Here is a 13,624-nt window from a genome sequence, read left to right on the forward strand (position 1 = left end):
TGGCTGGTAAGCACCTGAGTATTTGGATAAATAGCGTTCGTCGAGAGCAGGGGAGAGCGCCTGCATTAGTTTTACGCGTATTTGTTGCGATTTTGTCTCAAATACTGTGAGAAGATTTTCTGCGCGACACGGTTCCGTGTTCATAGATGTTTCGGGTGAGGGCAAACTGGAATAGCTTTGTACTCGGTTCGGTAGAGCCGGTTTTGAGTGCTTGGGGGAGTATGAATGAAGTTGGGGATTATTCCGGTTGAGGATCACCCGGAAGTCAAACTTTTTGAAATCGGTCGTATTGGGGACGAGAGAGGGTTCTTTTCCGAGACCTATAACGAACGCGATTTTCGTCGCGAAGGTCTCGATGTTCGTTTCGTTCAGGACAATCATTCGTTGTCCCGACAGCGCGGCACCTTGCGTGGGTTGCATTTCCAAACGCCGCCGCATGCGCAGGGCAAACTCGTTCGCGTCACTTGCGGTGCGATTCTCGACGTCGCCGTCGATATCCGGCACGGCTCGCCGACATTCGGGCGGCATGTGGCGTTTGAAATCAGTGCTGAGAACTGGCGTCAGCTCTATGTTCCGGCCGGCTATGCCCACGGTTTCGTCACCCTGACGGATGACACGGAAGTGCAATACAAGGTGACGGATTTCTATTCCGCGGAGCATGACGCCGGCCTGAGGTGGGATGATCCGGCTTTGGGAATTGACTGGAGGGTGGATGCAGGCGATGTCGTGCTGTCCGGGAAGGACACCCAACATCCCTTGCTGGCCGAATTGCCGCCCTATTTTGAGTATACGCAATCCGATTGAGCTAGAATGTCGGGATGGCCTTTGTCCATTGTGCAAGGACGGATAAAAGAGCCGGGGGAGGCATTATGAAGGTGTTGATAACGGGAGGCTCGGGTTTTATCGGGTCTTCGGTGTGCCTTGAGTTGGTCGGGTCGGCTGGTCATCGCGTCGTCAACCTGGACAGTCTGACTTATGCGGCCAACCCGGCGTCGCTGGTTTCGTTGGCGGGGGACGAGCGTTACAGCTTTGTGCATGGCGATATCGGCGATGAGGTTTTGCTGAGGAAAACGTTCGATCGCGAACAGCCCGATGCCGTGCTGCATCTTGCTGCGGAATCCCATGTCGACCGGTCGATCGATGGTTCGCATGCCTTCATCCAGACCAATATCGTCGGGACGCATTGCCTGCTTGAGGCGGTGCGGCTTTATTGGGAGCAACTGCCGGCGGACCGGCGGGATGCTTTCCGCTTCGTTCATGTCTCGACCGACGAAGTCTATGGCAGCCTCGGGGCGGATGGGCTCTTTTCGGAGACCACGGCCTACAGCCCCAATTCCCCCTATTCGGCAAGCAAGGCGGCGTCCGATCATCTGGTCAATGCCTGGTTTCATACTTACGACTTGCCGGTGATCATCACCAATTGCTCGAACAATTACGGCCCCCGCCAGTTCCCTGAAAAGCTCGTTCCTCTGATGGTTCTCAACGCGCTGGAGGGGCGGGAGCTGCCTGTCTACGGATCCGGAGAAAATATCCGGGACTGGCTCTATGTGGACGACCATGCGAGGGCGCTCGGCCTGGTGCTCGAAAACGGCAAGCCTGGCGAGAAATACAATATTGGCGGGCTCAACGAGCGCCGGAATATCGATGTGGTCGAGGTGATTTGCGATCTTCTGGACGAGTTGCGTCCCGACCCGGCAATCGGCTCTCGCCGCGAGTTGATCCGTTACGTTACCGACCGGCGCGGGCATGATCGGCGCTATGCGATCGACGCGTCCAAGATCGAGAAAGAGCTGGGCTGGCAACCTCGCGAATGCTTCGAGACCGGCCTGAAGAAAACCGTCGAATGGTATCTCGCCAATGCCGATTGGTGGCGGCCTCTGCGGGAGACGGTCTATGGCGGAGAACGGATTGGGCTACCGTCAGTTGAAGAAAGCCAAAAAGCAGCGGTGCGATGAGGTTTATGGTGGAGATTGTGGGCAAGCTCGGCGCGCAGAGGATGTCTGGCCGGTTTGCGTGCGTCACGGCAGACCTCGCGCTGTCTGGACGCAACCCCATTTTCTTTTGTAGAGATGTCTTCGTGACCAGGCAGCCAGAATGGGGTGTGGCATGAAGGGGATCGTGCTCGCTGGTGGCGCGGGAACGCGCCTTTATCCACTGACACTGGCCGTCAGCAAGCAATTGTTGCCTGTGTACGACAAACCCATGATTTACTATCCGCTGACTACACTGATGCTGGCGGGTATCCAGGAAATACTGGTTATATCGACGCCTCACGATTTGCCCCTTTATCGTCGCCTATTGGGAGATGGCAGCCAGTGGGGGATTTCCCTTTGCTATGCTGAGCAGCCGAGCCCAGGCGGACTGGCGCAGGCACTCATCATCGGTGCCGATTTTGTGGGCGACGATCCCGTTGTACTTATTCTTGGCGATAATCTTTTTATTGGAGAGGCGCTTAGGAACCGGCTTACCTCTGCACGCCAGTGGGTGGAGGAAAAGGGGGGCGGACTTATCTTCGCGTATCATGTTCCCGACCCGGAACGTTATGGCGTCGTTGAATTTGATAGCATGGAGCGACCCATCTCGATTAAGGAGAAGCCGGAATGCCCGAAAACAAACTGGGCGGTTACGGGGCTTTATTTCTATGACAATCGCGCGCTCAGCATAGCCCGAAGCATTCAGCCTTCCGCTCGGGGGGAACTCGAAATTACTTCTGTCAATAGCGCGTACTTGGAAGAGGGGGCGTTAGTAGTTGAACGGCTCAGCCGCGGCTTCGCTTGGCTCGATACCGGTACGTTCGATAGCTTGGCAGAAGCTGGGGAAATCGTTCGCGTCATGCAACACCGTCAAGGTTTGAGACATGGGTCTCCTGAAGAAGTGGCTTGGAGAATGAAATTTCTCGAGGGCAAGGAAATTCTTCGACGTGGTATTGGGCTCGACAGAGGCTCATACGGTCAATACTTGAGAAATCTGTTCAATGAAGAATCCGTTTCGTAAATGCAAGATAGGCTCTCTCTTCATGGTCTTTGTTGGTTGTCATGTTGTTGAGCCACGAAAGGGGGCTCGAAATGAAAACGACTGAAATACCTGCGTCCCATCCCGGTGCGACAGAGACTTTCGATGAGCAGAAAAGTTTAGAGCAACTTTTCAGCGAACATAAAGGACGAGTCTCCGACAAATGGGCTAGCTATTTTGAGTTTTATGAGGAGTCTCTCGCGAGATTCCGCAACAGGCACGTTCGCATTCTTGAAATCGGAGTGCAGAATGGCGGTTCTCTCGAGCTGTGGGCGCAATATTTCCCGAATGCGAAGTGCATCGTTGGTTGTGATGTCGATCCCAAGTGCGGTCAGCTGACGTTCGCCGATGACAGGATTTCAGTCGTGGTCGGAGATGCCGCGACATCGGATACGGAGACGAAAATTCTATCCGGTTACGGAGAATTCGATATCATCATTGATGATGGGTCGCACAAGTCGTCCGATGTAATACGCGCTTTTGCGAGATATTTCCCGCATCTCTCCGAAGGGGGGATCTATATCGCAGAGGACCTTCATTGCAGCTATTGGCGGGGCTATGAAGGCGAGCTCGCTGGCCCTTATACGTCAATGGCGTTTTTCAAGCGTCTTTGTGATGTTGTGAATCATGAACACTGGGAGATTGGGGATAAGCGCTCGGACATCCTGCGGGGGATCGCCGACAGATATGCCATATCTTTTGATGAAGACGCGCTCTCGTATATCCACTCAATAAAGTTCCTGAACTCCATTTGTCTTATCGAAAAGAAAGCTCAAGAGAACAATGTTCTTGGTGTGCGCCGTGTCGCGGGGCGTATAGCGGACGTTGACAGGGATCCTCTAGCTCTGGATGGAACGGTTCGCGAGGGGGCTAGTGGGGTAGAATCAAAAGTTTGCTTGCCTGAGGAAAATGCCGAGCGTTTGGCGCAGATACTTGAGGAAAAAGAGGCTCTTCTGGCCGAGCTTGCAAATGAGCGGGATGCCTTGCTTGCCGAAAAACAGCTACAGGCCGAGCGATTGGAAGAGCGTTCCTCGGAACTGGCCGCTTTGACGAAGATGCTATGGGAGAAAGAGCTTTCCATTACAAAAATGGTGCGCAAGAACGCTCGCCTCCTGAAAATCGCTCTTGTTTTGCTGGGCCCGCTTTCGGCGCGGGGGCGGCTGAGAGCGCTCCTGCCTGTTGGCATTTACAGTACTCGCAGGATGAGAAAGCTAAGACGCAAGAAATTATTCGATAGTCGAGCCTATTTCGTTGCTAACCCTGATTTGACCAACGCTGGCGTCGATCCGCTCCAACACTATCTGCAATCGGGTTTTGAGGAAGGGCGAAAGGTGGGGCTCGATGACTGAACGTCTTGATCCGGAGGTCAAATCTGAAAGAGTGTCGGAAGCGGATATCAAAGCGCTGAAGAGATCCGGTCTGTTCGATGAGAAATGGTATCTTGAGCAATATCCCGATGTTCGCATACTCGGTTTGGACGCCGCGGAACATTATTTGTGGATCGGCAGGCGGCTTGGGCGGAAGCCTATGGCGTCATTTGACGGAGAGAATACGCCCCTCTCTGAGCTTCATCCTGCTTGGCCTGAAGGTGCCCCAAGCCTGGAGGAGCGGATCTCGATCCTGGTGGATGCCGATTGGTATTCAAAACTTAACAAAAAGCATTGCCCGGACCCGTCGGATGCCAAGTCACACTTTCTGCGAGTTGGCCTTCGGGAGGGGCGGAATCCAAACCCCTATTTTCATGCTGAATGGTATCGGAACACCTACAGTGTTCCGCGTAACGTTGATATAGCCGAACATTATTTGCGCTACGGTGCCGCGGAAGGCATCGATCCAAATCCGTTTTTCTCCGATGAATGGTATCGGAACGCCTATATGGGCGACTGTCCCGAGTGGCTTACCTCGCTGGAGCATTATCTGACAACGGGACGATTCCTGGGGCTCAAGCCACATCCGATGTGGTTTGAAAATGAATATGTGAATGGCAACGCAGACGTGAAGCGGCAGGTTTTGGATGGCTTCTTCGGGACAGGGTACGAGCATTTTTGTTCAACGGGATATATTGAGGCTATTTCAGCTTCTCATCGTCGAGTGCCCATAATTATTTCAGATAAGCTTATAGATTATGAAGAAGATGTGTATCTGGAGGAGAACAGAGACGTTGTTCGACTTATAGATAGGGGGAAGTACTTAAACGGTTTGACCCACTTTTTCAGGCATGGTTTCAAGGAATGTCTACAGGGGTTGCGCTCGCCGTTTCCTGCCAATTTGATTGTGAGGTTAAAATCTGTTTTTACTGGTAATGTAAATAAAAATGGTAAGCATGTTGCTTTTTTCGCGCACTATGATAAAGATGGTATAGTAGATGAATATGTTTTTCGATATATTGAAGCGCTTATTTCTTGTGACATCGACGTCGTATTCATAACTGCATCATGCTCTCAAGACGACTTGGCCCGTTTGCGGGATATATGTACGCACATTCTTTTCAAGAATGAGGCTGGGAGAGATTTTGGGTCATGGTACTTGGCGGCGAGGTACTTTGATAAAGAGGGTCTCGATGGCTACGACTACGTTTTTTTTGTAAATGACAGTGTTTACTTTCCTGTGAACGATCCCAGGCCGATGGTCGAGGCGATGACTGGTCGATTTGACGTTTGGGGATGCGTTGATACTTATGACCTCAATCAGTATCACATCCAAAGTTGGTTTCTCGCCTTTGCTGCTGATGCTTGGTCGACTGTAATAGAATGGTTTATTGAGCGGTACGAACGGAATATTTATCTCTCGAAATGGGGACAGATAACCGAATATGAACTTGGCCTCACTGCGAAGGCGCGGGAATTTGGATTATCAGTCGGTGCCTGGTGTTCAATTGGCGAAATCCGCGATGATATCCTGAGTGACAGTTCGCTAAGGTCGTGGAGGCGGGCGGCGAACAATATTGGATTAGTGAATCCGACACATGATTTTTGGGATCTTTTGATACGTCACTATCGTTGCCCGGCATTAAAGCTTGAACTAATCCGCGATAATCCAAAGAAGCTTACGAATGTGGACCGGTTTGCAGATCTATTGCCAGCAGACCTTTTTTCAGTAGTCCAAGAGCACGCAGCCCGCCAAAAAGGACTGCGCGAAGCGCCTGCCGTATTGAGTGCTACGGTCATATCTAAAGGTGCTACCCGTGAGAGTGCAGATTTAGAGCTAATCCACGACATTGACGGTATTCCCGCCTCTGGAAAGCGCTTGGCGCTGCTGGCGCATTATGACAGAGACGGCTTGCTTGACCCGCATGTCATTTACACCATGGATGCGTTGCGTCGCGCCGATTGTGACGTCGTGTTTATTACAGGATCCTCTGCGGAGGCTTGTTGGGAGGAGGCGAGGCGCCACGCTACTCGTGTATTGGTAAAGACCGATGTGGCCCGAGATTTTGGTTCCTGGTTCTTGGCTACTCAAGTATGTAAAAAGGATTTTCCTCGTTATCAGAATGTTATTTGGATTAATGACTCTGTTTACTTCCCTATGGTCGAGCTAAGCGAGGTTTTCGCGAAGATGGAGGGAACTGATTTCTGGGGAATCGCTGACAGCTACCTAGAACGGCATCACGTTATGAGCTGGTTTTGGGTGTTCGGCCGCAAGCTTATTGAGGCCGATTGGTTTGCTCGTTTCGAGCGCGACTTCTCACCTTATTACGGAAAGTGGCAGCAAATCAGAAACTACGAAATGCGCTATCCTAAATTGCTTGCGGAGCAGGGTTTTTCGGTCGGAAGTTACCTCTCTGCGCAGGAAGTAATCGCCCGGGCCCGTCAGTTGGGATTCGAATTGCGCGAAGATGCGAACATCATGCACGAATATGCGAAGCTCGGGCTCAGTACGCTTGGGTTTCCTGCAATCAAGGTGGAGGTGCTTCGAGATAACCCCCTAGGGGTAGATATCTCAAGCATGCTTGATGTTGTCCGCGATCATACGATCTACGATCCGGCGCTGATTGAAAGACATCTGCGACGGATAAAATGTGGGCATATATTCGACACTGAGCGGGGCTCGCGGAGCGGAAACGCTAGCGCTGCCGACTAGATTTCATTTTCTTAGACAGGGGGGATTGGGCAAATGCCATTATCCGATGTACCGGTGTTCATCCTGGCTGGCGGGTTAGGAACGCGCCTCAAGGAGCACACGGAGTTTCGTCCGAAGCCGATGGTGGAGGTTGGTGATAAGCCGATACTATGGCACATCATGAGAAGCTATGCGCAGTACGGTTTTCGTCGCTTTGTCGTCTGCGCGGGGTTCAAGGCAGAAGTGATCAAGGATTACTTCCTCAACTTTCATGCTCGCAGTTCCGACTTCACCGTGTCGCTGATGAGCGAGTCCGTGACGTATCACGGGCTTAATCATGATGATGACTGGGAAGTCACGGTTGCGGACACCGGTGTCGAAACGATGACCGGCGGTCGCATTGGCCGTGCGGCGGGTCGTTACCTGGGCGATGCGGAGCATTTCGCCGTAACATATGGTGACGGTGTCACCGATGCCGACTTGGCGGCCGAGTTCGATTTTCACCGGCAGCACGGCAAAATCGGAACATTGCTCGGGATCAATCCACCCTCGCGTTTTGGTGAGTTGCTAACCGAAGGCGACAACATAAAAAGCTTCAGCGAAAAGCCTGAGCTGGTTCATTCATGGATCAATGGCGGCTATTTCTTTTTTCGCCGTGAGTTTATGCAGTATTTGACAACAGACGCAGGGCTTGTGCTCGAACAGGACCCGTTGAACCGTCTGGCCTCGGATGGAGAGCTCAATATTTATCGTCATGACGGCTATTGGGCGTGCATGGACACACAGCGTGACAAGGAACAGCTTGAAGCGTTGTGGAAACAGGGCAACGCGCCCTGGGCTGCGAAAGCTTCCATCTCAAAGGCAAGGAGCGCGACGCGTGCGTAATTCGATAGTAAAGGAAGACTTGGCTCGTATTCATGAGGGGTTGGGAGAAAAACGGGCCGCCCTCGCTGGCAACAGCGTTGTGATTACGGGGTGTGCTGGATTTCTCGGGTTTTATATAACCCAATATTTTACCCGCTACGCCTCCGAGCTTGGAATTCCGAAAGTTGTCGCCCTCGATACCTTCCTTCTGGAGAAACCTGAATGGTTGAGCCGGCTAGGAGAGGAGTTTCCCGATATTCTGGAAATCAGAACATTCGATATTGCAAAGGACGATTTGACGGAAATTCCGGGTGTCGCCGATGCTGGCTATGTTGTGCACGGAGCTTCCATCGCTTCCCCGACTTTCTATCGCAAGTATCCAGTTGAAACCATAGATGCGAATATCTGGGGATTGCGGCACATCCTTGACCTCTATCGAGGGCGGCAGAGCCTGAAAGGGCTGTTGTTCTTCTCGTCATCCGAGATCTATGGGGACCCGGACAAGGACAGTATTCCGACAGGTGAAGAATATCGCGGCAATGTGTCCTGCCACGGGCCGCGTGCGTGCTACGACGAATCGAAGCGGTTTGGCGAGACCATGTGCTGGGTCTACGCCCAGCAGTACGAGATGCCGGTAACGATTGCCCGGCCATTCAACAATTACGGTCCGGGTATGCGACTTGGTGACAAGAGGCTGCCGGCTGATTTTGCCAAAGCCGTCATTGATGATCGCGATCTTATTATCCTGTCCGACGGAACGCCCACTCGTACATTCTGTTATGTTTCCGACGCGGTTACTGGATACCTTTTATGTCTTCTTCACGGTCGATATGACTACTTTAATATCGGCATAGAAAAGCCCGAAATCATGGTGCGGGAGCTGGCCGAAATCTATCGGGCTGCCGGCGCTGAAACTTTCGGCTACTCGGGCCAAGTCCATTATGAGCAAAGCGAGGACCCGGCTTATCTTGCCGATAATCCCAACAGGCGCTGTCCTGTCATTGCCAAGGCGCGCCAGGAGTTGGGCTATGCGCCTTCTGTTCTCGTTGAAGAAGGCGTACGCCGGTACCTTCAATTTTTGAAAGAAGAGATGAAGTCGTGAAAGTAGCTGTTGTCGGGACCGGGTATGTCGGTCTTGTGTCTGGGGTTTGTCTCGCCGCAAAGAAACATGACGTTGTCTGCGTCGACATCAATCCGGAAATTGTCGAAAAGCTGAATCAAGGCGAACCTACAATTCATGAGCGTGGGCTGCCGGAGCTGCTCGCACAAGTTCGTTCTGCCAAGAATTTTCGCGCAACAACTGATCTCGCCGATGCATTGAATGACGCGGAAGTCGTCGTCATTGCGGTTGGTACACCCTCCGAAAATGGCGTAATCGACCTCAAATATGTGCGCGCCGTCGCACGGGAAATTGGAGAATACCTGCGAGGGTGTGATCGCCATGTTTCTGTGATTGTGAAAAGCACCGTTGTTCCCGGGACAACAGACACGGTCGTGCGTCATGAACTGGAAACGTCGTCAGGCAAGAAGCTGGGCGATTTTGGACTCGGCATGAATCCAGAATTTCTGCGCGAAGGCGAGGCAATCGAGGATTTCATGTATCCCGATCGCATCGTTCTAGGATGCGAAGATCCTGCGACTCTGGAACGCCTGGAAGCTCTTTATGCTCCTTGGGAGGTAGACAAAGTCAGGGTCAACACGCGAACAGCGGAAATGATTAAATATGCAAACAATTGTTTGCTGGCAACGCAGATATCTGCTGTGAACGAAATCGCCAATCTTTCAGCTGCTCTTGGCGGGATTGATGTGATGGATGTGATGGAGGGGGTTCATTTAGACAAGCGGTGGAACCCGATCCTCCAGACGGGTGAACGCGCTAATCCTCAGATACTGTCTTATCTTATTCCGGGGTGTGGTTTCGGCGGCTCATGCTTTCCGAAAGACGTCCAGGCGTTGCGCTCTCAGGGGGAAGCCCACAACCTGCCCATGCGTATGCTGAATGCTGTCCTGGATGTTAATGAGGCGCAGCCCGTCCAGGTCACGGAGATTATAGAGCGAGATACCGGGCCCTTGACCGGGCGCACGGTTCTGCTCCTTGGTCTAGCGTTCAAGCCGGAAACGGATGACGTCCGAGAATCAGCTTCCCTGAAGATAGCGGCAAGCCTTTTGGAGAAGGGCGCAAAGGTGTTCGCGCACGATCCAATTGCTACTGAAAACTTCAAGAAAGCCTTTGGCGCGGATGCGGGCCGCATTTCCTTTATCGATAGCTGGCAGGATAAATTGAAGGAAGCTGAGGTTATCGTTTTGGCTACTCGATGGTCCGCCTATGACGAGTTGCGCTCTTGCAATCTCGCAGGAAAGACAATCTTTGATGCGCGACGTATGTTGCCACCTTCGGCTGTCAAAGATAGCCGATATCTGTCTATTGGCAGAAGGGTAACGTAGATACGATATCAATAATCCCGACGATAAAGGTTCTTAGCCAACGCCTGTTTTGGCGGAGCGATTTCGCTAAAGAAACCGACATTTTCTCTGAAGAAAAAAGGGCGATGAGGGCATGAAATATACTCCAACCTCGATTCAGGGCGCTTTCGTAGTGGACCTGGAACCCCGGGGAGATGATCGTGGATTCTTCGCCCGGTTATTTGACGCAGATGAGTTCGCTGATCACGGCATGGACCGGGTCTATCCTCAAATCAATACCTCTATGAGTGTCCATGCGGGAACGTTGCGAGGGTTGCACTATCAGGTGGCCCCAAAGGGTGAAGCCAAGCTCGTAAAGTGTTTAAGCGGAGCGATCTTTGATGTTGTCGTCGACATGCGAGAGACCTCTCCTACTTTTCAGAAATGGTTTGGCCTTGAGCTGTCGTCAGAAAATCGCTCCATGCTGTACGTGCCGAAAGGATGCGCGCATGGTTTTATGACTTTGGAGGACCATACGGAGGTGATGTACCCTGTCTCAGCCCCCTATGCCGGAGATCATGAGCGGGTGCTGCGTTGGGATGATCCAACAATAGGAATAGAGTGGCCGCGCAAGCCAACTGTTCTCTCCGACAAGGATAGAGCCGCTCCCACCTTTGAACCTTCACTCCATCTTTCCGGGTACTGAAAATTATGAAGGTTTTGTTGACTGGAGCGAGTTCGTTTACGGGATTCTGGTTTGCACGCCAATTGGTGGCCTCTGGTCATGAAGTCGTCGCGTGTTTTCGTGGATCTCAAGATTCCTATGAAGGGGGCCGCCGACTTCGTGTCGAGGAACTGCACGGTGTAGTTAGACCAGTGTGGGAAGTGGAGGTGGGAGATTCTGCCTTTCTATCAATAGTCCAGTCAGAGCAATTTGATCTCTTTTGCCACCACGCCGCGGAGATGACCGACTACAGAAGCTGGGATTTCGACATTCTTGATGCAACCGCCAAGAATACGCGCTCAAAACGAGCGATACTACAAGCGCTGCATGAGCGAGGGTGCCAACGCATCGTCATGACGGGTAGTGTTTTCGAGCCATTTGAAGGTGTAGGAGATGCTGACCAGCGCTCGTTCAATCCTTATGGTCTGTCGAAACACATTTCCTATGAAATTTTCCGAATGGAAGCCGAACGGATCGGCATGAAGATTGATAAGTTTGTAATACCAAATCCGTTTGGTCCGTTCGAAGAACCCAGGTTCACTTCATATCTTGCTAAAGAATGGCAGGCTGGGCGTACACCGGGTTGCAGGACTCCTGCCTATGTCCGTGACAACATTCCTGTGGATCTATTAGCGCATGCTTATCGCGCTTTCTGCGAAAAACCTCTGGCTTTCTGTGGCAACTCTCGCGCGACGCCGTCAGGATATGTGGAAAGCCAGGGTGATTTTTCCCTGCGCGTGGCGCGTGAATATGGCAATCGGGCGGGGCGGACTGTTGAGGTATCACTGGCTGATCAGGAAGACTTCTCAGAGCCCCTTATTCGGATCAATAGCCGATCGGCATTAGAAGAATTTCCCGAATGGGACGAGGAGAATTTCTGGAATTCTACCTTTGAATACTGGTGTAAATTTTCTTGATCCCTCTAAAAAGGCCCTATTCTAGATATCCTCTATCGTCGAACGGAGACTTTCAAGCAGAAGGCCGGCAGCTTGATCCATCGAACGTCTGAGCGTGGTTCTGAAGATGGCATATTTGCTTCTGCCTTTTGAAATCTCAGAGGCCGTGGGGGAGAACGGCACTGGCCTACTTCCTCTAACTCAATTGCGTTGTAGTTTCGCTCGAGGCGGAGTACGCCATTTTTACATTCCCAAATGTCACAATGTTCCTTACCTCCTACATCTTTACTCTGGAACGGAAGTCAGGATTTTAATTGATGACAGTAAATCACTAGAAAATCATCCCCTCCGCCTTGCCGATCTCCGCCATCTCATCTGGCGGCGGAAGAGCGATTACAAGGCTCGGCTGGAGGTGCCGGGGCTGTTCTCCATCACACCGCTGTTGGCGGCCGGTGGCAGGCAGGGACGGGAACTGAAGAAGAGCCTCAGTATTCTGAGGAAATTCGGATTTGCCGTCTCGTCGGAGAATTTTCAGTGCACGCCGGGGCTCTTCGAGGCCTGGCCGCCCGCGGGCGCGGCGCTTCCCGTTCACGGCCCCGTGTCAGGGCGAGTGGAGGGACTGCCGTCCTTCGCTGTCGTGCTGCATCTCCATTATCGTGATCTCTGGCCGGAATTTGCCTGGTGCCTCGGACGTTTGCCGTTTCCGTTCCAGCTCATCGTCACCACGAATGAAGAGGATCCGGCTTTCGAGCGCGATGTGCGGCAAGTATTTCCGGCGGCGGAAATCCATGTCATGGAGAACAGGGGGCGGGATGTCGGCCCCTTCATGGAGTTGTTGCGGCAGGGGCGTCTCGATCGTTTCGATGCGGTCTGCAAACTTCACGGCAAACGCTCAGCGGTGAGCGGCCCGCGCGCGCTGCTGGGTCATATCTGGCGCCGGGCCAATCTGATCGATCTTGTCGGATCGGAAGAACAGGTGGCGCATATCCTGCGCCGCTTTGCATATGATCCCGGCATCGGCATGATCGGCTCTCCCCGCTTTCATTTTCCCAACGCTCATTTCCGCGAAGACGGCGTATGGGGCGAGAACCGCGATGCTGTTTTCGAGCTGATCCGTAGTCTGGGGGGCGAGCCGTCCGGGCAGCGTCCGGAATATTATGCGGGGACGATGTTCTGGGCCGCGCGAAAACCGCTTGAGGCGCTTCGCAAGCTCGATCTCTCCATCGCCGATTTCGAGCCGGAAAACGGTGCGATCGACGGCACGCTTGGCCATGCCATGGAGCGCCTCTTCGGCATGCTGCCGGCCATGCTGGGGCAGAAGCTGGAAGATGCGCCTGTCATCTACGATCCGCCGGATCTGTTCCCGCCTAATCCTGCGGGTTCTCCTTCCACAGTGCGGTGAAGTGCCGCGCGGGATATTCTGCACTTTCTAACCCATCAATTGTCAGCGGCAAGGCTACCGCATGGGCATCGCGATCGGTGTTTTGCTCGTTAGCATCGACATTTGGGCATAGACGAGTGAGACGTTGTCGTAGGCGCGGCTGAGCCACCGACATGATGGTGCGGATGGCTCGTAAGCGGTGTTGTAGCCCCACCTTTCGCATTTTGAGGTGATGATTGATTTTGCTTCCCGTTGATTGGCGGGAAGGAGTTTCTCCATGGAGGC

Annotated in this window: 12 protein-coding genes; 11 read left to right on the forward strand and 1 reads right to left on the reverse strand. The window is 52.7% G+C overall.

The genetic code is table 11. The features are described 5' to 3' along the window. The first annotated feature begins 225 nt into the window (after positions 1-225). From rfbC (FHS78_RS08605) to FHS78_RS08655, 11 genes are all read left to right on the forward strand, one after another. Positions 226-804, forward strand: a complete 579-nt coding sequence (gene rfbC / locus FHS78_RS08605; protein WP_167093195.1) for a dTDP-4-dehydrorhamnose 3,5-epimerase — start codon at positions 226-228, stop codon at positions 802-804. Between the two features lie 65 nt (positions 805-869). Beyond that, positions 870-1,955, forward strand: coding sequence for a dTDP-glucose 4,6-dehydratase (rfbB, locus tag FHS78_RS08610; protein WP_167093197.1), 1,086 nt, complete (start codon positions 870-872; stop codon positions 1,953-1,955). Positions 1,956-2,106: 151 nt separating this feature from the next. After that, positions 2,107-2,994, forward strand: a complete 888-nt coding sequence (rfbA, locus tag FHS78_RS08615; RefSeq protein WP_167093199.1) for a glucose-1-phosphate thymidylyltransferase RfbA — start codon at positions 2,107-2,109, stop codon at positions 2,992-2,994. A gap of 71 nt (positions 2,995-3,065) precedes the next feature. Beyond that, positions 3,066-4,361 (forward strand): class I SAM-dependent methyltransferase, encoded by a 1,296-nt coding sequence (locus tag FHS78_RS08620; protein ID WP_167093201.1) that lies wholly within the window; start codon positions 3,066-3,068, stop codon positions 4,359-4,361. Next, on the forward strand, positions 4,354-7,092 hold the full coding sequence (locus FHS78_RS08625) for a rhamnan synthesis F family protein (protein WP_167093203.1): 2,739 nt from the start codon (positions 4,354-4,356) through the stop codon (positions 7,090-7,092). The genes FHS78_RS08620 and FHS78_RS08625 overlap by 8 nt, the downstream gene beginning before the upstream one ends. A gap of 33 nt (positions 7,093-7,125) precedes the next feature. After that, on the forward strand, positions 7,126-7,956 hold the full coding sequence (gene rfbF, locus FHS78_RS08630; RefSeq protein ID WP_167093205.1) for a glucose-1-phosphate cytidylyltransferase: 831 nt from the start codon (positions 7,126-7,128) through the stop codon (positions 7,954-7,956). Further along, positions 7,949-9,037 (forward strand): NAD-dependent epimerase/dehydratase family protein, encoded by a 1,089-nt coding sequence (locus FHS78_RS08635; protein ID WP_167092702.1) that lies wholly within the window; start codon positions 7,949-7,951, stop codon positions 9,035-9,037. The genes rfbF and FHS78_RS08635 overlap by 8 nt, the downstream gene beginning before the upstream one ends. Beyond that, the gene (locus tag FHS78_RS08640) at positions 9,034-10,380 is read left to right on the forward strand and encodes a nucleotide sugar dehydrogenase (RefSeq protein ID WP_167093207.1); all 1,347 of its coding nucleotides are present in this window, start codon (positions 9,034-9,036) and stop codon (positions 10,378-10,380) included. The genes FHS78_RS08635 and FHS78_RS08640 overlap by 4 nt, the downstream gene beginning before the upstream one ends. A 112-nt stretch (positions 10,381-10,492) precedes the next feature. Further along, positions 10,493-11,044, forward strand: coding sequence for a dTDP-4-dehydrorhamnose 3,5-epimerase (gene rfbC / locus FHS78_RS08645; protein WP_167093209.1), 552 nt, complete (start codon positions 10,493-10,495; stop codon positions 11,042-11,044). A 5-nt stretch (positions 11,045-11,049) separates the two neighbouring features. Continuing rightward, entirely contained in the window at positions 11,050-11,979 is a 930-nt protein-coding gene (locus FHS78_RS08650; protein ID WP_167093211.1) for an NAD-dependent epimerase/dehydratase family protein, read from the forward strand. Between the two features lie 391 nt (positions 11,980-12,370). Next, entirely contained in the window at positions 12,371-13,360 is a 990-nt protein-coding gene (locus FHS78_RS08655) for a rhamnan synthesis F family protein (RefSeq protein ID WP_167093213.1), read from the forward strand. On the opposite strand, the gene FHS78_RS19230 is transcribed toward FHS78_RS08655, so the two are convergent. Further along, the coding region (locus FHS78_RS19230; protein ID WP_205305252.1) for a hypothetical protein at positions 13,326-13,624 on the reverse strand (299 nt) is incomplete at its 5' end. The two genes, FHS78_RS08655 and FHS78_RS19230, sit on opposite strands and share 35 nt — an antisense overlap.

The organism is Parvibaculum indicum, assembly GCF_011762095.1.
Lineage (GTDB): Bacteria > Pseudomonadota > Alphaproteobacteria > Parvibaculales > Parvibaculaceae > Parvibaculum > Parvibaculum indicum.